The organism is Micromonospora sp. NPDC023644, assembly GCF_040640115.1.
Taxonomy (GTDB): Bacteria; Actinomycetota; Actinomycetes; order Mycobacteriales; family Micromonosporaceae; genus Micromonospora.
In genome coordinates this window covers 124,988-145,081 of sequence record NZ_JBFABA010000012.1, presented here as the reverse complement: position 1 = coordinate 145,081, position 20,094 = coordinate 124,988, and the positions used below count along the sequence as shown (strand labels likewise).

The window sequence follows — 20,094 nt, the reverse complement described above, 5'->3', positions numbered from 1 at the left end:
CAAGCCTAGATCCTCGCCCGGGCGGCCGGTGCCGGGCCGGCCCCCGGCGTCACAGTCGGGTGACCCAGTGCGGGTTGGCCCGCGCCCAGTCCGGCACGCGGGTGCCGCGTACCGCCTCGAACAGGCCGCTCCCACCGTTGTCGAGGACCACGTACGACACCTGGCCGATGGTCTGGGGGTGCGAGGGGACCTGCACGCCGCGCAGCGCGTCGGCCGGCAGGTCGCGCAGCGCGAGGACGAGGTCCTCCAGCGGTACGCCGTTGGTGTCCACGGTCAACGAGCCGCCCACGGCGCGGATCACCTGGTCCAGCTTGACCGGGTTGGTCCGCAGCGACGTCTCGCTCGTGCGCTCCAGCACGGCCCGGAGCAGTTGCTGCTGGTGGGTCTGCCGGTCGTAGTCGCCGCCCGGCAGGTCGTAGCGCTGGCGGACGTAGTCCAGCGCCTCGCCGCCGTCCATCTGCTGACAACCGGGCGGGAAGACGCGGTCGGTGTGGATCGAGCGCACCTCGGTGTCCACGCACATGCGTACGCCGCCGAGCAGGTCGATGACCTTGCGGAAGCCGGAGAAGTCGATCAGGGCCGCGCCGTCGAAGCGGATGCCGGTCAGCCGGGACAGGGTGGCCGAGAGCAGCCGGGTGCCCGGCTGTCCGCCGCCGCCGTGCTCGTACGCCGCGTTGATCTTGTCCTGGCCGCCGCCGTAGCCGTTGCCGGCGGGGATGGCGACGAGCAGGTCGCGGGGGACGGAGACCAGGTACGCCTCACGCCCGCCGGCGGGGACGTGCACGATGAGGATGGTGTCCGACCGGCGGCCCGCCGCGCTGCTGCTCTGCCACCGGTCGGTCCCCACCAGCAGGTAGTTCAGCGGCCCGTCGGGGTCGGTGCGCTCCCGGCGGGCGGTGGGGTCGAGCAGTTGCTCCCGCACGACGCTGCGCTCGTACCGGTCGCTCAGCGATCGGAGGCCCACCACGGCGAGCGCGGCCAGCAGCACCAGGGCCAGGCCCAGGCCGAGCAGCAGCCGGGGCCAGCGGACGCGGCGCGGCCGGGCGGCCCGGGCGTCGGCCCCGAACCGGCCCGGACTGTCGCCCGTCGATCTGGACGTGACGCCTCCCCGCGGCCCGTACGTGAATCCTTCTCACGTCAGGCTACGAGTCGGCCCCGGCGGTCCGGGCCGCTTCGCCGACATTGCCCCGGCGGCGCCGGCGCTACTCGCGGCTGGAGACCACCTCGGGGTTGGCGAAGACGAATTCGGCCAGCTTGTCCTGCTTCACCGCGCGGAACATGTCCAGCGTCTGGGCGCTGAGCGTCTCGCGGCTGCCGTCGCTGTGGAAGGTGCCGCCGTTCGTCTTCAGCATCACCAGGTCGTTGCCGGTCACCCCGCGCATGGTGAAGACGAAGTCGGGGACCGGCACGCCGGCGGTGTCGAGGATGAACGCCTTGCCGGCCGCCTCGATCAGCTTGTTCAGCTTGATCGGGTTGGTCAGCGTCCCGTCCTGGGTGGCCTTCCTCGCCATCGCCTTGATCAGCTGCTGCTGGTTCTGCTGCCGGTCGTAGTCGCCGTTCTTGAGGCTCTTGCGCTGCCGGGAGTAGTCCAGCGCCGCCCAGCCCTCCATCTCGCGGCAGCCCTTCTTGTGCACCACGGGCGTCATCCGCTTGCCGGTCTTCTTCGCGTCGGCGTTCCACATCGGCTTGCCGTCGACGTACGACATGTGGATCGACTCGACCTCCTGCTTGACGCAGATGCGCACGGTGCCGAGGGCTTCGATGACGTTCTTGAATCCGCCGAAGTTGATGATCGCCGCGCCGTCGAAGCTGATCCCGGTCATTTTCTTGATCGTCTGCGCCATCAGCTGGGCGCCGCCCTCCCAGCCGCCGCCGTTGCGGGCGCCGGCCTGGAACGCCGCGTTGATCTTGTCGGTGCCGCCCTTGTAGCCGCTCTTCTCGAAGGCCGGGATCTGGGCCTCGGTGTCCCGGGGGATCGAGATCAGGTAGGCCTGGTCGTGCGTCGCCGGGATGTGCAGCACGATGATGCTGTCCGCCCGCACGTCGTCGGCGGCCCACCGCTCCCGGGCGTCCACCCCGAGCAGCAGCATGTCGATCGGGCCGTCCAGGCTGGCGCCACCCTCGGCGTCGGTCTTGCCCGCGTCGCCGAGCAGGTTGCGCTGGGCGATGTTGCCGGTGGCGCTGCTGATCAGCGCCTTGCTACCGACGATGGCCGCACCGCTGGCCACCATCAGCACGGCGCCGAAGATCAGGGTGAGTCGGGCCCAGAGCGGGTCCTTGCGGCGGGCCCGCTTCTTCGCGGATCCGCCACCGGGCCTACCGCCCTTGACGGGCTGCTTGGGAATGCTCGTGGAGGCCCGGACCGGGCCACGGGGGGACTCCAGCGCCGGAGGGCGACGGCTGGTCTGAACCGGCATGCGTGCTCCAGCTCGCGTTGTCAGGGGGCGGGATCACTTTACGGACGCTTTCCCGTCCTGGCGAGGTCGTCCGGCCGCCAAATACCGTTCGCGTGGCCGTCATCCAGGGAAACTGACCGAACGGGCAGATCGATACGGCCGCTCGGCGGTTGGCTCACAGGAAGCGGCCGGCCGGCCCTCCGAATCGTGATGACGTCCGTCGATCACGGAAGGGCCGGCCGGCGGCGGCTGGTCAATTTCCGGTGCCGTCCTTCTTCTGGTTGGCCTCGACCCAGGCCGTCATGGTGTCGGCCGACATGGCCTTGTACATGGCCAGCGCCTTCTCCTTGTCCGACACCACCACCGACTCCCCGTCGATGGTCTGGCTGCCGACGTGCGGGCTGGTCACGAAGGTGAGGTTCTCGCCGCGCAGGTTGCGGAACTGGACCGCCATGTCGACCAGCGAGAAACCCTCGTCGACGGTGACCGCGGCGGTGACCGACTTGAGGAAGTCGTTCATCTTCTTCGGATTGGTCAGCGTGCCCGTGCTCGCCGCCTTGTCCATCAGGGCGCGGAGGAAGTCCTGCTGGTGCCGCATCCGGGCGAAGTCGCCGTCCGGGAACTGCTTGCGCTGCCGGATCCAGTCCAGCGCCTCGGCGCCGTCCATGTGGTTGGTGCCCTTGGTGAACGTCCGGTACGGCTTGTGGATCGAGGTGACGGTCCGCTCGACCTTCAGGTCGACGCCGCCGAGGGCGTCGGTGACCTGCTTGAAGCCGGCGAAGTCGATCGCCATCACGTGGTCGAGTCGCACGTCGGTGAAGCACTCCACCGTCCGGACGGCCAGCGGCAGCCCGCCGAAGGCGAAGGCGGCGTTGATCTTTCCCCGCTGCCCGCTGCCGCAGTCCGCGTTGGCGCCCTCCGGGATCGGCACGTAGAGGTCGCGGGGGATGGAGACCAGGTAGGCCTTCTGGTGGTCGGACGGGATGTGCATCACGATGATCGTGTCGGCCCGCCACTTGCTGGACTTGTCCACCGGGGCGTCCGGGTCCCGGGAGTCGCTGCCGACCAGCAGGATGTTCAGCGCGCCGTCCACGGCCTTCGCCGGGCGGCCCCCGGTGATCTCGGAGAACGGGTCCGTGCGGGCCAGGTCGTCGTTGAGGCCGCGGGCGTAGAACCAGGCGCCCGCCCCGCCGAGCAGCGCGAGCACCAGCACGGCCACGCCGGCCACCAGGGCGATCCGGCCCCACCGGGGGCGCACGCCGCGCCGGCCCGGCCGGTCGGGCCCGCCCGGCCCACCCGGGGCGGCCGGTCCATCCGGCCCGGTGGGACCGCCCGGGCCGCCGGCCCGTGGCTCGTCCGCCGACGGGGACCAGGGGGCCTCGGCCGGCCGGGTGCGCCCGGCGTCCCGGCCGGAGCCGGGCACCGAGGCGCGCCCGGCGCGGCGGTGCAGGTGCGGGAGTGGAACTCCGGCGGGCGTGGTCGCTGACATGTAACTCAGGGTACGTACGTGCGGCCACCATCGCCCTGAAGCGCCGCCGACGTCTGCGCCGGCGGCGGGCGCGGTCGTCAGACCAGCCGCTCGCGGAAGTACTCGATGGTGCGTCGGAGGCCGTCCTCGGGCGCCACGGTCGGCTCGTATCCGAGCAGCTCGCGGGCGAGGGTCAGGTCCGGGCGGCGCATCTCCGGGTCGTCGGCGCTACGGGTGATGTACGTCACCTCGGAGCTGCTGCCGCTGAGCGACACGATCGTCTCGGCCAGCTGCCGCATCGTCATCTCGTGCTCGGTGCCGCAGTTGATCGGCCCCGTCTCGCGCGAGTCGAGCAGCAGCAGGATGCCGCGCACCAGGTCGGACACGTAGCAGATCGAACGGGTCTGGTTGCCGGTGCCGTGCACGGTGATCGGCTCGCCGCGCAGCGCCTGGGAGATGAAGGTCGGAATGGCGCGGCCGTCGTCCGGGCGCATCCGCGGACCGTACGTGTTGAAGATCCGGACGATGGCCGTGTCCAGCCCCCGGCTGCGGTGGTAGGCCATGGTGGCCGCCTCGGAGAAGCGCTTCGCCTCGTCGTAGACGCTGCGGATGCCGATCGGGTTGACGTTGCCCCAGTACGACTCGCGCTGCGGGTGCTCCTTCGGGTCCCCGTACGCCTCGGAGGTGGAGGCCATCAGGAAGCGGGCGCCGTCCGCGACCGCGCGCTCCAGCAGGTGCAGGGTGCCCACCGAGCCGACGCGGAGGATCTCCACCGGCAGCTTCTCGAAGTCGGTCGGGCTCGCCGGCGAGGCCATGTGCAGGATGGCGTCGAACCGCTCGGCCATCGCCGGGTGGCCGGTCGGCAGGCCGTCGGAGATGTCGGCCTCGACCAGGGTGAAGTTCGGCTCGTCCAGCAGGTGGGCGACGTTCTCCTTCGACCCGGTGACGAAGTTGTCGAGCGCGACCACCGTGCAGCCGCGGGCGATCAGGGCGTCCACCAGGTGCGACGGTACGAAGCCGGCGCCGCCCGTGACGAGGATGCGGTGACCGGGTCCGAAGCGGGCAACAGCGTTCATGCCGGTCAGCCTACCCACTGCCCCGGGTCGCCCCCTCGTAAGGAAGGGCCCCCTGTCGCCGCCCGGCGACGACAGGGGGCCGCGCATCCGTCAGTGGGCGCCGGCGCCGGTGACGGCACGCACCTCCAGCTCCGCGTACTTCTCCTCGTCGTGCTCCTTGGAGATCACGGTGCCGATCCACCCGCACAGGAAGCCGAACGGGATCGACAGGATGCCCGGGTTGGACAGCGGGAACCACTGCCAGTCCTGCTCGGGGAACATCGAGGTGGGCGCACCGGAGACCACCGGCGAGAAGAACACCAGCAGGACGGCGGAGAGCAGGCCGCCGTAGATGGCCCACACCGCACCCGAGGTGTTGAACCGCCGCCAGAACAGGCTGTAGAGGATCGCCGGCAGGTTCCCCGAGGCGGCCACCGCGAAGGCCAGCGCCACCAGGAAGGCCACGTTCAGGTTCTGCGCGAAGATCGACAGCACGATCGAGATCGCGCCGATCACCAGGGCGGAGACCCGGGCGACCCGGACCTCCTGCCGCTCGGACGCACTCCCGTTCTTGATGACGTTGGCGTAGAAGTCGTGCGCCAGGCTGGACGAGGAGGCCAGGGTCAGGCCGGCCACCACGGCCAGGATCGTGGCGAAGGCGACCGCCGCGATGATCGCGAGCAGGGTGGCCCCGCCCAGGTCGCCGCCGAGGAAGTCGATGCCGAGCGCCTCGGCGAGCTGCGGCGCGGCCGTGTTGCCGGCCTTGTCCTGGGCGATGATCGCCTCGCTGCCGACCAGCGCCGCCGCGCCGAAGCCCAGGGCCAGGGTGAGCAGGTAGAAGGTGCCGATGATGCCGATCGCCCAGAGCACGCTCTTGCGGGCCGCCTTCGCCGTCGGGACGGTGTAGAAGCGGATCAGGATGTGCGGCAGGCCGGCGGTGCCGAGCACCAGCGCGATACCGAGCGACAGCAGGTCCATCTTGTTGTAGAAGGTCTGCGGCGGGTTGCCGGCCACCTCCACGCCGTACCGCCCGCCCGGTTTGAGGAAGCTCTCTCCCTTGCCCGACGCCGCCGCCGCGTCGCCGAGCAGGGCAGAGAGGTTGAACTTGTAGTGCGCCAGCACCAGCAGGGTCATCACGAGGGCGCCACCCATGAGCAGGAACGCCTTGACGATCTGCACGTAGGTGGTGCCCTTCATGCCGCCCACCGTGACGTAGATGATCATCAGGGCGCCCACCATGATGATGGTGGCGACCTTCGCGGTGTCGGCGTCCATGCCGAGGAACGTGGTGCCCGGCTTGATGCCGAGCAGCAGCGCGACCAGCGCGCCCGCGCCGACCATCTGCGCCAGCAGGTAGAAGATCGACACGGTGATGGTGGAGACGGCCGCGGCGGTCCGCACCGGGCGCTGGCGCATCCGGAAGGCCAGCACGTCGGCCATCGTGTAGCGGCCGGAGTTGCGCAGCAGTTCGGCGACGAGCAGCAGTGCGACCAGCCAGGCGACCAGGAAGCCGATGGAGTAGAGGAAGCCGTCGTAGCCGTACAGGGCGATCATGCCGGCGATGCCGAGGAACGACGCGGCCGACATGTAGTCGCCGCCGATCGCCATGCCGTTCTGGAACCCGGAGAAGGAGCGCCCGCCGGCGTAGAAGTCGGTGGCCGTCTTGGTCTGCCGGCTGGCCCAGATGGTGATGACCAGGGTCACCGCCACGAAGACCAGGAACAGGGCGATGGTGAGGTTGCGGGCGGTGGTGTCGCCCGCCTCAGCCGCGAGGACCGTGTTCATGGCCCACCTCCCCCATCTCGGCGCGGATCCGGTCGGCGACCGGGTCGATCCTCCGGTCGGCGAACCGCGCGTAGAGCCAGGCGATGAGGAACGTGGAGACGAACTGGAGCAGGCCGAAGACGAGGGCGACGTTGATGTTGCTGCCGAAGAGCTTCGTGCCCATGAAGTCCCGCGCGTACGCGGACAGGATCACGTAGAGCGCGTACCACAGGAAGAACGCGACGGTCATCGGGAAGATGAAGCCGCGCAGCGTGCGCCGCAACCCGGCGAACTCGTCCGACCGTTGTACGGCGAGGTACCGGTCCGCCGTCGAGGCCGACGGCGTGGACGCGGGTGTGTCCGTGGACATGTGTGGATCACCACCTTCACAGGCGTGGGGAGTTTCGCGCACGGTAGAAAGCGCGCTCCCCGCCCGGGAAGGGCGAGATCGACGCCGGTCGGTGGCTGCGCCGAACGGCGCGGTGGCTGCGCCGAGTGACGCAGCTCACTCCGTTGAGCGGTCGCCGTCGCGGGCCGGCCGGCCGGTCGGCGGGCAGTCAGGTCAGCTCGCGGTACCGGCCCCGGTAGTGCAGCAGCGGGTCCGTCTCCCCGGTCAGCTCGACGGCCTCGATGGTGGCCTCCACCAGCAGGCCCCAGCCGTACTCGCGGGCGGTGTCGAGCCGGCATCCCACCCAGCCGCCGGCGTCGGCCGGCACCGGGCCGTAGGGCGTGTCGGTCCACGCGCCGGTGGCGAACAGGCCGCCGGGAGACGGGAAGAGACCCGCGAACCGGTCGGCGAGCTGCCGGTGCGACGGGTTCAGCGGGGTCACCGCGAAGCGGCCGGCGGACTCGACCGCCGCCCACAGGTCGGACTCCGGGTCGACCAGGCCGAGCAGCCGGTCCGGCTCGCCCTCCGCGACCAGCGTCGAGGAGACCGTCAGGCCCGCCGGCTCCGGCGCCGTCCAGAGCGTCACCGGCGACGCCAGCCGACCCCGCAACCGGCGTACGGGGGAGCGTTGGTCGGCGGGCACGGCGAACGGATCGGTGTGGTGGATCTCGGCGCCCGGCTCATGATTCACGTGAAACATTGTGCCGCCCCGGGCCCGCGCCCGGCGGGCGTACATGATGTGGCCCTCCGGTCCTATCGTGCCGGACATGGCTCACGTGACGCCGCAGCAGCTCGCCCAGGCCCGTGCCGTCGGCGCCGACGCCGTGCTGCGCAACGAGGTCGACTTCCGCGGCTACCCCTACCGGCACCTCGCCCTGGTCGCCCGGGCCGGGTTCGCGGACAACCCCGTCACCCAGCTGCTGGCGGCCGTCGAGTACCTCTCGCAGTACGGGTGGGAACTGGTCAACGTGACCGCGGCGAGCGGCAGCAGCCAGCTGTACGCCTTCATCCGCCTCCGCTGAGACCGGGCACCCCGGACGGCGGCGACGGCCCGGGCCGCCGGGACACGGGGCGACCGGCTCAGCCCGCGCCCCGACCGTCCCGGTTGTCGTCGGCGAGGGCGCGGCGGGCGGCGGCCAGCACCTCCGGGTCCGTGCAGCCGGCGGCGTACCCGGCGATCCGGCGGCGGATGTCTCGGCCGAGCAGCCAGCATCCGATCCGGTCCGCGACCGGGCGGAGGAAGGCGGGCCGGCAGCGGAAGCTGTACCGCCAGGTGGCGATCGCGTGGCCGGGCTCCGGGGCGGGCGCGAACCGCCAGCCTCCGGCGAACATCTCGAAGAACCACGGCCCGCGCACCATCTTCATCCCGACGTGGCTCGGCGGCGCCCAGGAGACGTACTCGCTCACCATCGCCAGGCCGTGCCGCGACCGGGTGAAGGTCCGCACCCCCTTGCCGGGCCGGGTCGCCCCGTCGGTGAAGTGCTGCTCCCGGACGAACGGGTCCCACCGGTAGCGCACGGGCGCGGTGGTCTGGGAGACCGCGAAGGCCAGCTCGGGTGGGACCGGCACGGTGACCATCGCTTCGACTACGGGCATCAGGCCATTGTGCCGCCGGCCGGCAGGCGCCCGACAGGACCGGTGGAGGGATGCCGGGCGCTCTCCGGGTCAGCCGGTGACCACGATGTCCCCGCTGGTCGAGTTGTCCTTCGTCGCGCCGGTCGGTTCGGGATAGGGCACGTCCTCCGCGGTCCTGCTCCACCACACCTTGGCCGAGTACTCGCCGACGACGCCCGTGCCGACCTGCGAGCGTACGACCGAGATCGGCAGTTCGAAGGTGGCTCCGCCGCCCACGGGCAGCGCCTTCAGTTCGCACCGGTAGCTGACGCGCTGGCTGGAGACGAACCGCGTGCAGGTCGAGGGCAGGGGCCTCACCTCGAACCCCTTCGGGACATCTACCTGGACCCGCGGGGCGGCCGCCGGCTGAGGGCCGGCATTCCGTACGGTCAGCCGCAACGTGCCGGTCGTCCGGTCCCCGTCGGGCGCGAGCCGGAGCTCACTGCCGGTGACCGAGAGGTCCGTGACCCGCGGGTTGGGCGGGAACGCATCCGGTCCGCCCGTCTGGACGAACCTTCCGCCCGACCGGGAGTAGATCCGCCACTGGCGCTGCGCGAGGCTGTCGGGAGTGCCGTCGCCGGATCGGTCGGTCACCTCCGCCGCGACCGACCGGTCCTCACCCCGGATCCGGCGGATCCCCCCGATGTCGCCGGTCTCTCCGATCACGACGCCCATGGTGATGATGGCTCCGGCCGGATCCCGGTCGAAGGCCAGTACCCGAGCCTCACCCATCTCCAGCCCGCTGCAGTCGAGCAAGGCCGCCGTCTCCTGCGTCCCGTCCCGATCGAGGTCGGCGTGGACGACCTGGACGATGCTGGCCCGGAGTTCCGCGCTCGCCGAACGCTGCGCGCGGCCGTCCGAGAACCGGACCCGGCCGGACGGGCACTCGTCCGCGAGGTTCCCGGGCCAGGCCGGCAGGTCGAGGGTGGCGTTGGCGAGGGTCTTCGCGTGGATCCGGCCGTCCGGCGGTGGCTCGGCAGAGGGCGACGTGGCCGACGGCGTCGGCGTGGCGGGGACGGTGGTCGTGGGCGCGGTAGGCGACGGGGACACGGTCTGGGCCGGCGGCACCGGTGGATCCGGGTCGCCGCCGGCGTTTGCCAGGACCGGCACGGCAACCAACACGGCGGCGGTCACGCCGGTCGCCACCAGCCGGTTCGTGCGGCGGCGTCGGGCCACCTTTCGGGCTGCCCAGGCCCCGGCGGGCACCACCAGCGGGCCCCCGGACCGGAAGGCGGCGAAGGCGTCGTCCAGGCCGGGCGAAGTGTCGTGGTCAGACATGGTGGTCCTCCGTCCTCGGGTCGGAGAGTTGGGCGGCGAGCGCGGCCCGGCCCCTGTGCAGCCAGGACTTCACCGTGCCGGGCGCCACGTTTTCCTGCTCGGCGATCTCGACGATGCTGAGGTCGGCGACGTAGAAGAGCACGACGGCCCGCCGCTGGGTCTCCGGCAGGGTGGCGAGGGCGCGGGCGAGCGCGACCCGGTCCGGCCCGGGCCCCTCGACCACCTCTTCGCGGCGGAACCTCGCGTGGGCGCGGGCGGCCCGCAGCCGGCGCCAACGGTTGCGCACCACGTTCATCGCGACCGTGCGGACCCAGGCCGCCGGGCGCTCGTAGTGGACCAACCCGTCCCACCGGGCCCAGGCGCGGCTGAACGCCTCCTGGACCGCGTCCTGCGCCTGGCCGACGTCCGACGTGTAGGCGTACAACTGGAGCATCAGCGGCTGGAAATTGGCCGCGTAGAACTCCTCGAAGCTGTCTCCCACGACCCCCGCGGCCGTGGGAGACGCCCCTCCCCGGACATCGCCGGGGTCGTGCTGCCGCACCCCCACCGTGGCGCCTCCCCTGCTGGTCCGCCGCCCTGACCGGTGCGACGTCTGACCAGCACACCCCGTGCCCGTACGGGAGGTTGCGGCGTGACAGGGTCCGTTCTCAGCGGCGGGGGGTCACCGTGGCGACCAGCTCCGGCATCCGGCGGTCCAGCACGTCGCCGGCCAGGTAAGCGCCGAGCAGCGCCGCCCCCACGCCGTACGCCGCCCCGACCGGCAGGGCCAGCCAGAGCCAGGCGTCGCCGAGCAGCCCGGCGGCCACCACCATCGGCACCGCCGCCACCGCCGTGGTGAGCATCGCCAGCAGGGTGAGGAAGCTCTTCGCGATCCCGGCGCCGGTGTTCAGCGCGAACGGGTTGCTCGTCTCCGGCAGCGAGTACGCCCCGAGCACCGAGACGAAGCCGTTCACCGCCAGCCCCGCGCCGTAGGTGGCGAACAGGGTGCCCGCCATCAGCCCGATCCAGCCGGGTTCGCCGATGACCATCGCCACGACCACGGAGATCACCGCCAGCATCGGCAGGACGTAGATCGAGAACGCGGCCATCCGGGCGCGCAGCTCCTGCTGACCGGAGACGCCCGCGATGACGTTCGCCGCGTACGCGCTGCCGTCGAAGCCGAACTGGTTGGCCACGGTGACGGCGGCGAGCAGCCCGACGAAGAGCATCGAGAGGCTGGACACCAGCGGGGACGAGTCGAAACTGGCCGTGAAGCCCTGCGCGCTGTCGACGGTGAAGCCCGAGCCACCCAGGTTGACCATGACCGGCACGAAGAGACCGACGACCGCGACGGTGATCAGGTTGGCCCGGCGGCGGGCGTCCCGCCACCAGTAGCGGACCTCCCGGGCGACGAGGGCGCCGAACCGGTCCCGCCGGGCCCAGCCGACGGCCCGGGGAAAGAGCTGGGCGACGGCTCCGCCGGTCACGCCGCGCGGGGCGCGGGCCGGCCCGGCACTGGCCGCGCCCACCATCGCGGACTCGAGCGAACGGGACCACCAGGCGAGCAACGCGACGATCGTCGCCGCCGTGATCAGCAGCTTCACCGGCGCGGCCCAGAGGCGGCCCTCGGCCACGTCGATGCCGGCCGTCCAGGGGGCGCCGAACGGGGTCCAGCCGACCACCTCGGCCACCCCGTCGAGCCGGTCCCAGTCGGTGTCCCCCAGGGCGGCGATGCCCAGGAGCTGCAACGGACCGAGCAGCGCGGCGAGCACGGCGAGCAGCACGGCGGCCAGGTCGCGGACCCGGCGGGAGCGCAGCGCGGTGGCGAAGGCGCTGGTCACCGCCCGGGCCGCCGCGACGCAGAGCAGCAGCCCGGCGACCACCCCGACGATGGCGACCGCGGCGGCCGACCAGCCACCCAACGCCCCGGCGGTGACCACCAGTCCGCAGAGGGCCAGCAGCACCGCGATCGTGGGGACGCTGACGAGGGCGGCGGCGAACAGCCCGGTGACGAGGGTGCGGCGGGGCAGCGGCAGCAGCGCGAACCGGGCCGGGTCCAGGGTCTCGTCCACCCCGAAGAAGACCAGCGGCAGCAGCAGCCAGCCGAGCACCGTCAGGCCGCCGCCGAAGGCGGCGACCATCAGCGCGTAGCGGCCCTCGTCGGCCAGGCCGGGCGCGGCGAAGAGGAAGAAGCCGGTGCCGGCGAACCAGAGCCCGGCCACCGCGCCGCCCACGAAGAGGGCGACCCGCCAGGCCTGGCCCCGGAAGTTGTTGCCCATCACCCGCAGCTTGAGCCGCACGAAGTGCCGGGCGGAGACCCGCCGGACGGGCTGGGTGGAGACGGTCGGTCCGCTCACCGCGACAGCCACGCCAACTCCTCGCCGGTCGCCGTACGGCCGCCGACCACCTCGACGAAGACCTGCTCCAGCGAGCGGCCACCGCGCACCTCGGCGATGGGGCCGACCCGCTTGATGGTGCCCGCCGCCAGGATCGCCACGTGCGAGCAGAGCCGCTCGACGACCTCCATGACGTGGCTGGAGAAGACGACGGTGCCGCCCCCGGTCACGTACCGGTGCAGGATGTCCCGGATCAGCGCGGCCGAGACCGGGTCGACCGCCTCGAAGGGCTCGTCCAGCACCAGCACCCGGGGCCCGTGCAGCAGCGCGCAGGCCAGGCCGATCTTCTTCTTCATGCCCGCCGAGTAGTCGACCACCAGGGTCCGGCCGGCGTCGCCGAGCGCGAGCACGTCCAGCAGCTCCGCCGCGCGCTGGTCGACCACCGCCGGGTCCATCCCCCGCAGCAGGCCGTGGTACGCGAGCAGCTCCGCGCCGCTGAGCCGGTCGAAGAGCCGTACGCCGTCGGGCATCACGCCGAGCAGCTGCTTCGCGCCCACCGGGTCGGCCCAGACGTCGTGACCGAGCACCCAGGCCCCGCCGGCGTCCGGTCGGAGCAGGCCCACCGCCATCGACAGGGTGGTGGTCTTCCCCGCGCCGTTCGGGCCGAGCAGGCCGTAGAAGGAACCGGCCGGGACGTCCAGGTCGACACCGGCCACCGCGACCTTGCCGTCGAAGTGTTTCGCCAGGCCACGCAGGGAGAGCGCCGGGTGCTCAGCAGTCATGCGTCGACCGTATCCGGCCGCGACCAGCCGTTGCTCCGGCCGCAGGATGATCCCCGGTCATCCCCGAGGCGTACCCCGCACGGCCCGCGTCGTCGCCGTGGCGACCAGCGCCCTACAGCCGCAGTGCCTCCGGGGCGTGCAGGCGGAGCATGGTGGCCCCGACGTCGGCCGGCGCCCGGCGGCGGGTCGCCACCGAGACCGCCACCATCACGGTGAAGGCGAGCGGCACCGTCCAGGCGGCCGGCTGCGCGGTGAGCGTGGCCGGCCAGCCGGACAGCGGCGGGCCGAGCACCGTGACGAGGACGGCCCCGACCGCGGCGCCACCGCCGACGAGGATCCCGGCGGCGGCGCCGAGGTCGGTCAGGCCCCGCCACCAGATGCCGAGCACCAGCAGGGGGCAGAAGCTGGACGCGGCGACCGCGAAGGCCAGCCCGACCACCTGCGACACGTCCAGGCCGGCGAGGTTGAGCGCGAGCACCGCCGGCACGGCCCCGGCGATCACCGTGGCGAGCCGGAAGCCGCGTACCGAGCCGCGCCCCAGCACGTCCGTCGAGATCACCCCCGCGACGCTGGTGAGCAGCCCCGACGAGGTGGAGAGGAAGGCGGCGAACGCGCCGGCCGCGACCAGCGCGGCGAGCAGCCGGCCGGTGGTGCCGTCGCCGAGCGCGGCGCCGGGCAGCAGCACCACCACCGCGTCGGTCTGCCCGGTCACCAGCAGCTGCGGGGTGTAGATCCGGCCGAGCACCCCGTAGATGGTGGGCAGCAGGTAGAACGCCCCGACCAGGGCGAGCACCACCAGCGTCGTGCGGCGGGCGGCGGCGCCGTCGGGGTTGGTGTAGAAGCGGACCAGCACGTGCGGCAGTCCCATGGTGCCGAGGAACGTCGCCAGGATCAGCGAGTAGGTGGCGAACAGGCCCCGGTCGTCGTCCCCGGCGGCGCTGGGCAGCAGCCAGTCGGCCGCGTCGGTGGCCACCCCGGACACCTCCGGCACCGGTTCGCCGGCGGCGAAGGAGAGCTCGTCGCCGGGGCGTACCTCGTGGATCCGACCGTCGGGGAGGGTGAGGGTCGCGCGGTGCTCGACCACGACGGTGGTCGCGGTCCGGAACGTCGGCCCGTCGGGCGGGGTCACCGCCGGCCGGGCGTCGGCCTGCCACTGCAACGCCAGGAAGACCGCCGGTACGGCGAGCGCGGTCAGCTTCAGCCAGTACTGGAAGGCCTGGACGAAGGTGATCGCGCGCATGCCGCCGAGCGCGACGTTCGCGGTGACCACCACGGCCACCAGCAGGGCCCCCAACGGGTACGGCGAGCCGGTCACCGTGGCCAGCGTCAGCCCCGCCCCCTGGAGCTGTGGCACGAGGTAGAGCCAGCCGATGAAGATCACGAAGACGGTGGCCAGCGTGCGCAGCCGACGCGACCCGAGCCGCAGTTCGCAGAAGTCCGGCAGCGTGAACGCGCCGGAGCGGCGCAGCGGCGCGGCCACGAAGAGCAGCAGGGCCAGGTAGCCGGCGGCGAAGCCGACGGGGTACCAGAGCACGTCGACGCCGTACTTGAGGATCAGCCCGGCGACCCCCAGGAAGCTCGCCGCCGACAGGTACTCCCCGCCGATCGCGGCGGCGTTCCAGGTCGGGCTGATCGCCCGCGAGGCGACCAGGAAGTCGGAGGTGGTACGCGCCAGCCGCAGCCCGTAGAAGCCGATGCCGACGGTGACCAGGGTGACCGCCACGATCGCCGGGACGACGAAGCCGTTGCCCACCTCAGCGCTCCGGCCGCTGGACCAGGTCGGTGAAGTCCTGCTCGTTGCGTTCGGCCAGCCGCACGTACGCCCAGCCGACGGCGATCAGGAACGGGAACGACGCCACGCCGAGCAGCAGCCAGGGCAGGTTCACGCCGAGCACGGTGACCCGGCCGACGGCGGGGGCGACGGCGAAGAGCCACGGCAGCCCGCCGAGCCCGATCGCCACCACCAGGGAGAGCCGCAGGGCCAGCGCGAACTGGGCGCGGACCAGCCCCCGGACGAGCGCGTCGCCGACCCGGGTCTGCTGGGCCAGCTCGGCGCGGGTGCGCTCGGCCCGGTCCTCCCGGCGGGACACCTCGGCCAGCACGATCCGGGTTCGAGGCTGGGGTGGCGTGGGCAGCCCCGGCACCCCGGGCCGGGGAGTCTGCTCCGGCACCCCGGGCCGGGGAGTCCGGGGCGCCGGGACGGGATCGTCGGCAGCGGCCACCTCGGCAGTCTCGCCCGATCGCCGCGATTGTCAAGGGCTTCCGTGGGCGTCGCGCCCGCCGCCGGCCGGCCCGGGGGGAGCCGTCCACACCGGGTTGTGGACAACCTGTGGAGAACGGGTCACCCCTGTGGATAACTCCGTGGAAACCGCCGTCGCCGGCACCTCCCTGCGGGACGGCCGGGCACCAGCTCCCCGGCCGTCCCGGCGATCGTCACTCCAGCCCGATGCGCTCCGGGCGGGCCGAGGCGGAGCCGAGCCAGGTGTGCGGGTTGCCGTACCAGCACCAGCCGAGCTTCGGCGCGCCCTGGCTGATCCAGATCGCCGGCACCCGCTTGTCGCCGCAGCGGGAGCCGACCAGCGAGAAGCACTTGTTCTTCGCCAGCGCCTCGGGGTGCAGGGTGACGAAGGCGAGCCCCTCGTCGATGGTGAGCGGCAGCCGGTCCTGGCCGGTGATCATCTCCATCGCGGCGGCGGGTGCCAGGTTCAGCGTCTCCTCGCCCCGGTCGACGTCGAAGAGCAGGTACGCCGGCCCGGCCGGCACCTCCAGCTCCTTGATCGGGTCGAACTTCGGCAGGTCGCCCTCCGCGTAGTGCCGGTCGACGATCCCCGGCTTCCGCTTGCCGGCCAGCGTGGTCAGCGCGACGCGCTCCTCCACGGGCACCAGGTCGCGGGTGATCACCAGCAGGAAGGGCACCCGTCCCTCGGTCGGGGCGGGCAGGTCGGCCGCCCCGGCGACGGCCGCCGCGCGCAGCGGCGCGACCAGGTCACGGAAGGCGTCCTCGGTCAGCTCGGCCAGGGCCGGGTAGCCCAGCTCCACCAGCCGGTCGAGCTGGCGGTCGAATTCGGTCGCGGCGTCGAACAAGGCGGCCTCCATTTGTCGTACGGAGTACCGTACAGCGTACGACGAGGCGCGCGTATTCCCGACCGGGAGGAAAATCCAAGCACGATCTACCGGGTTCCCCGGCGCTGTCGAGCTGCCCCGTCCATTGGACCAGGCGGCGCCCCCGGTCTCTGGTCTCACGCCCGCGCCCTCTGGTCTCACGCATGGGGCAGCTCGACAGGCGCCAGGCGGGCGATGTCCTCGCCCCCGGAACCGGCACGCATCGGGGCGGCACGGGTCGGGGGCGCGCAGATCGATCAGCGGTTCCAGTCCTGCTTCGCCGCGCGGACCAGCCTGTCCTTCAGCTCGCGGGTGTGCCGGCGGCTCACCGGCAGCTCCGCCGAGTCGATCACCACGACGTAGCCGGAGTTGACCAGCCGCAGCTCGGTGATCAGCTTGAGCTGCACCAGGTACGACCGGTGGATCCGGACGAAGCCGGCGTCCGCCCAGCGTTCCGCGAGGGTCGCCAGGGACACCCGGACCAGGTGCGAGCCGTCGGCGGTGTGCAGCCGGGCATAGTCGCCCTGCGCCTCCACCCAGCGCACCGCCGAACGGGGCAGCATCCGGGTGGTGCCGGCCAGCTCGATGGGGATGGTCGGATCCTCCTCCGCCCGGGCCAGCGCCGCCGGGTGCGACGGCACCACCCGCGCGCCGATCACCCGGCGCAGCGACTCGGCGAGCCGCTCGGCGCGTACCGGCTTGCGGACGTAGTCGGTAGCACCCAGGTCGAACGCGTCCACCGCCCCGTCGTCGTACGCGGTGACGAAGACGATCGCCGGCGGCCGGGCGAAGCGGCGCAGCACCCGGGCCAGCTCCATCCCGTCCAGCCCGGGCATCCGGATGTCGAGGAAGACCACGTCCACGTCGCCGTCGCGGAGCACCCGCAGCGCCTCGGTGGCGTCGCCCGCCGTGTGCAGCCGGGCCACCCGGGGATCGGCCCGCAGGTGGTACGCCAACTCGTCCAGCGCCGGCGGCTCGTCGTCGACCGCCAGCACCCGCAGGAAACCCGCCGCGCTCACCACGCCGCTCACGAGCCGGCCCGTACGCCGGGGTGGAACTTCGGCACCCGCATGCTCACCCTCGTACCCGAGCCGAGGCCCGTCTCGACGACGAGGCCGAAGCCGTCGCCGAAGACCGACCGGAGCCGCTCGTCGACGTTGGAGAGCCCGACGTGCTGGCCCGAGTCGTCTCCGACGCCGGCCAGCGCGGCGTCGCCCGGGTCCCCGGCGGCGCCGGCCAGCTCGGCGATGCCGGCGGTCAGCGTGGTCGGATCCATCCCCACCCCGTCGTCCTCCACGGTGATGTGACACTCGGTGCCCGCGTCCCGGGCCTCGATGCTCACCATGCCCGTGCCCGGCTTGCGGGACAACCCGTGCCGGACGGCGTTCTCCACCAGCGGTTGCAGGCAGAGGAAGGGCAGCGTCACGGGCAGCACCTCGGGGGCGATCTGGAGGCGCACCTGGAGCCGGTCGCCGAACCGGGCCCGCTCGATGGTCAGGTAGCGGTCGATCGAGCGCAGCTCCTCGGCCAGCGTGGTGAACTCGCCGTGCGCCCGGAACGAGTACCGGGTGAACTCGGCGAACTCCAGGATCAGCTCCCGGGCCCGGTCCGGGTCGGTGCGGACGAACGAGCCGATCGCGGTCAGCGCGTTGTAGATGAAGTGCGGGCTGATCTGCGCGCGCAGGGCGCGTACCTCGGCGCGGGCCAGCCGCTCCCGCGAGGAGTCCAGCTCGGCCAGGGCGAGCTGGTTGCCGGCCCAGTGCGCCGTCTCCAGGGTGGCCTGCACCAGGCCCGGCTCGGGCTGGCCGTCGGCGACCGCGACCAGCGCCCCGAGCCTGCGCCCGTCCGCGCCGGTCAGCGGGGCGACGACCGCGCCGCGCACCGGGCAGTCCACCCGGTCGCAGTGCAGCTCCGGCTCGCCGAGGACGGTCGAGCGGCCCGTCGCCACCGCCCGCCGGGCCGCCGCGACCAGTTGCGCGTCGTGGTGCCCGCCCCGGCCGTCCAGGGCGAGCAGGCTCTCCCGGTCCGTCAGCGCCAGCCCGGCCGCCCCCACCAGCGCCCGTAGATGGCGTACGGCCTTCGCCGCGTTCGCGGCGCTCAGGCCCGCGCGCAGCGGCTCGGCGGCCAGCCCGGCGGTGTGCAGCACCTCGTACGTGGCCCGCTGGGTGGCCGTGGCGATGCCCCGCCGCCCGCGCAGCCGGACCACCGCGAACAGGGCCGCGCCCAGCGCGGCGACCAGCGAGACGACGCCGAAGACGCCGGAGAGGTTGCCACCCACGCAGCGATCCTGGCCCCTGCCGGCCCGTACGCCAAGGGTCAGTACGCGCCCTTGCGGGCCAGCACCACCCCGACGGTGCGCCACAGGATGCTCAGGTCGTACGCCAGCGACCAGTTGTCGACGTAGTAGAGGTCGAGCCGGACCGCCTCGTCCCAGGAGAGGTCGGAGCGGCCAGAGACCTGCCACAGCCCGGTCATGCCCGGCCGGACCAGCAGCCGGCGGCGGACGTCGCCGAGGAAGTCGCCGTCGTCGGCGGGCAGCGGGCGCGGCCCGACCAGCGACATCTCGCCCTTCAGCACGTTGATCAACTGCGGCAGCTCGTCCAGCGAGGAGGCCCGCAGGAAGCGGCCCACCGGGAAGACCCGGGGATCCTGCTTCATCTTGAACAGCATGCCGTCGGTCTCGTTCCGGTCGACCAGGCTCGCCAGCCGGTCCTCCGCGTCCACGTACATGGTGCGGAACTTCCAGACCCGGAAGGTGCGCCCCTCGTGGCCCACCCGGGGCTGGCGGAAGAAGACCGGACCGGGGTCGGAGACCCGGATCGCGATCGCGATGGCCAGGAGGACCGGGGTCAGCATCAGCAGGCCGAGCCCGGCGGCCACCCGGTCCATCAGGTTCTTGGCCAGTAGCGCCGGCCCGGAGAGGGTCGGCTCCTCGACGTGCAGCAGCGGCAGGCCCTCGATCGGCCGGATGTGCACCCGGGGGCCGGCGATGTCGGTCAGCTGCGGGGCGACGACCAGGTCGACGCCGGAGCCCTCCAGCTGCCAGGCCAGCCGGCGCAACTCGCCCGGCTCGGCGCTCGCCGAGCCGCAGACCGCGATCGTGTCGCCGCCGACCTCCCGGACGAGGGCGAGGACGTCGCGGCCCGCGTACACCGGGACCGGGGTCTCGATGCCCTTGGCCGCCGCGTAGCCGTCGGTGATGTGGATGGCGACCGGCATCAGCCCGGCGGCCGGGTTGCGGGTGACCGCGGTGTAGACCTCCAGGCACTCCGGCAGGGTGCCGATCAGCACCATCCGGTGACCGGCCTGGCCGATGTTGCGCCGGACCACGTGCAGCACGAAGCGGCAGAGGATCCGGTTCAGCAGGATCAGCAGCAGCGCCGCGAGCAGGGCGGTGCCGACCGTGTACCGGGACAGGTCGGTCTTGGTGGCGAAGGCGAGGAAGGACACCGTCGCGGCGACGGCGACGCCGGCCCGCATCACGCGCTTGTATTCGTCCGGGCCGAGTCCGAGGTAGCGCCGGTCGTACGCCCGGTTGGCCCAGAGGCTGATGATCCAGCCGAGGGGCAGGAGCACGAACGCCACCGTGTGGAACCACGTCGGGTCCTCTTCGGCGTTGTAGAAGCCCGCCCGCGACTGGTCGAACGTCTCGATGGCGATCAGGCTGGCGACCGCGGCGGCGGCGAAGTCGAGCAGCAGCAGGAGGGTGATGTAGGGACGGTGCCAGCGGGACACGCGACGGCGGGCCCGAGCCCACGCGGACCGGGGTACGCCGTTGTGGGACGGCGGTGCCGGCGGCTGGATCTCGAAGCTGTCGACGTGCCGCACGAGTTTGCTCCGGCCTGTGTTGGTTACCGGGCGCTGGAGGCTTGTCGTCACCTCACCCATGTCCTCCCGCATGACACGTGCCGCTCACTCGCCGTGAGGGCCCG

At 72.7% G+C, this 20,094-nt stretch carries 19 protein-coding genes; 1 reads left to right on the top strand and 18 read right to left on the bottom strand.

Annotated features, from left to right (window positions below; all coding sequences use genetic code 11):
- Nucleotides 1–49 precede the first annotated feature (49 nt).
- From AB0G08_RS12610 to AB0G08_RS12580, 7 genes are all read right to left on the bottom strand, one after another.
- Nucleotides 50–988: an LCP family protein gene (locus AB0G08_RS12610; RefSeq protein ID WP_358086653.1), complete on the bottom strand. Its 939-nt coding sequence runs from the start codon at nt 986–988 to the stop codon at nt 50–52.
- Between the two features lie 214 nt (nt 989–1,202).
- On the bottom strand, nt 1,203–2,417 hold the full coding sequence (locus AB0G08_RS12605; protein ID WP_358086651.1) for an LCP family protein: 1,215 nt from the start codon (nt 2,415–2,417) through the stop codon (nt 1,203–1,205).
- Between the two features lie 232 nt (nt 2,418–2,649).
- Nucleotides 2,650–3,885, bottom strand: coding sequence for an LCP family protein (locus tag AB0G08_RS12600; protein WP_358086649.1), 1,236 nt, complete (start codon nt 3,883–3,885; stop codon nt 2,650–2,652).
- 77 nt (nt 3,886–3,962) lie between these two features.
- On the bottom strand, nt 3,963–4,940 hold the full coding sequence (locus AB0G08_RS12595; protein WP_358086647.1) for a UDP-glucuronic acid decarboxylase family protein: 978 nt from the start codon (nt 4,938–4,940) through the stop codon (nt 3,963–3,965).
- Between the two features lie 90 nt (nt 4,941–5,030).
- Nucleotides 5,031–6,704, bottom strand: coding sequence for a cation acetate symporter (locus tag AB0G08_RS12590; RefSeq protein ID WP_358086645.1), 1,674 nt, complete (start codon nt 6,702–6,704; stop codon nt 5,031–5,033).
- On the bottom strand, nt 6,682–7,053 hold the full coding sequence (locus AB0G08_RS12585; protein WP_358086643.1) for a DUF485 domain-containing protein: 372 nt from the start codon (nt 7,051–7,053) through the stop codon (nt 6,682–6,684). The genes AB0G08_RS12590 and AB0G08_RS12585 overlap by 23 nt, the downstream gene beginning before the upstream one ends.
- Nucleotides 7,054–7,240: 187 nt before the next feature.
- Complete coding sequence (locus AB0G08_RS12580; RefSeq protein ID WP_358086683.1) at nt 7,241–7,807, bottom strand: flavin reductase family protein; 567 nt, start codon at nt 7,805–7,807, stop codon at nt 7,241–7,243.
- A gap of 31 nt (nt 7,808–7,838) precedes the next feature.
- On the opposite strand from AB0G08_RS12580, the gene AB0G08_RS12575 reads away from it, so the two are divergent.
- Nucleotides 7,839–8,093, top strand: coding sequence for a hypothetical protein (locus AB0G08_RS12575; RefSeq protein ID WP_334565174.1), 255 nt, complete (start codon nt 7,839–7,841; stop codon nt 8,091–8,093).
- 58 nt (nt 8,094–8,151) lie between these two features.
- On the opposite strand, the gene AB0G08_RS12570 is transcribed toward AB0G08_RS12575, so the two are convergent.
- From AB0G08_RS12570 to AB0G08_RS12520, 11 genes are all read right to left on the bottom strand, one after another.
- The gene (locus AB0G08_RS12570; RefSeq protein ID WP_358086641.1) at nt 8,152–8,667 is read right to left on the bottom strand and encodes an SRPBCC family protein; all 516 of its coding nucleotides are present in this window, start codon (nt 8,665–8,667) and stop codon (nt 8,152–8,154) included.
- A gap of 69 nt (nt 8,668–8,736) precedes the next feature.
- Nucleotides 8,737–9,963, bottom strand: coding sequence for a hypothetical protein (locus AB0G08_RS12565; RefSeq protein WP_358086639.1), 1,227 nt, complete (start codon nt 9,961–9,963; stop codon nt 8,737–8,739).
- Complete coding sequence (locus tag AB0G08_RS12560; protein ID WP_358086637.1) at nt 9,956–10,510, bottom strand: sigma-70 family RNA polymerase sigma factor; 555 nt, start codon at nt 10,508–10,510, stop codon at nt 9,956–9,958. Before AB0G08_RS12560 ends, AB0G08_RS12565 begins: the two co-directional genes overlap by 8 nt.
- A 100-nt stretch (nt 10,511–10,610) precedes the next feature.
- Complete coding sequence (locus AB0G08_RS12555; protein WP_358086635.1) at nt 10,611–12,311, bottom strand: ABC transporter permease; 1,701 nt, start codon at nt 12,309–12,311, stop codon at nt 10,611–10,613.
- Nucleotides 12,296–13,060, bottom strand: a complete 765-nt coding sequence (locus AB0G08_RS12550) for an ABC transporter ATP-binding protein (RefSeq protein ID WP_358086633.1) — start codon at nt 13,058–13,060, stop codon at nt 12,296–12,298. Before AB0G08_RS12550 ends, AB0G08_RS12555 begins: the two co-directional genes overlap by 16 nt.
- A gap of 112 nt (nt 13,061–13,172) precedes the next feature.
- Nucleotides 13,173–14,813 carry a cation acetate symporter gene (locus AB0G08_RS12545; RefSeq protein ID WP_358086631.1) on the bottom strand — a complete coding sequence of 547 codons (1,641 nt, stop codon included), beginning with the start codon at nt 14,811–14,813 and terminating at the stop codon, nt 13,173–13,175.
- 1 nt (nt 14,814) lies between these two features.
- On the bottom strand, nt 14,815–15,204 hold the full coding sequence (locus AB0G08_RS12540; protein ID WP_358086681.1) for a hypothetical protein: 390 nt from the start codon (nt 15,202–15,204) through the stop codon (nt 14,815–14,817).
- A gap of 289 nt (nt 15,205–15,493) precedes the next feature.
- On the bottom strand, nt 15,494–16,156 hold the full coding sequence (locus tag AB0G08_RS12535) for a DUF5701 family protein (RefSeq protein ID WP_358086629.1): 663 nt from the start codon (nt 16,154–16,156) through the stop codon (nt 15,494–15,496).
- A gap of 263 nt (nt 16,157–16,419) precedes the next feature.
- Nucleotides 16,420–17,181 carry a LytTR family DNA-binding domain-containing protein gene (locus tag AB0G08_RS12530; RefSeq protein ID WP_358086679.1) on the bottom strand — a complete coding sequence of 254 codons (762 nt, stop codon included), beginning with the start codon at nt 17,179–17,181 and terminating at the stop codon, nt 16,420–16,422.
- 8 nt (nt 17,182–17,189) lie between these two features.
- Nucleotides 17,190–18,440: a histidine kinase gene (locus AB0G08_RS12525; protein ID WP_358086627.1), complete on the bottom strand. Its 1,251-nt coding sequence runs from the start codon at nt 18,438–18,440 to the stop codon at nt 17,190–17,192.
- A gap of 38 nt (nt 18,441–18,478) precedes the next feature.
- The gene (locus tag AB0G08_RS12520; protein WP_358086677.1) at nt 18,479–20,050 is read right to left on the bottom strand and encodes a sugar transferase; all 1,572 of its coding nucleotides are present in this window, start codon (nt 20,048–20,050) and stop codon (nt 18,479–18,481) included.
- Nucleotides 20,051–20,094 lie beyond the last annotated feature (44 nt).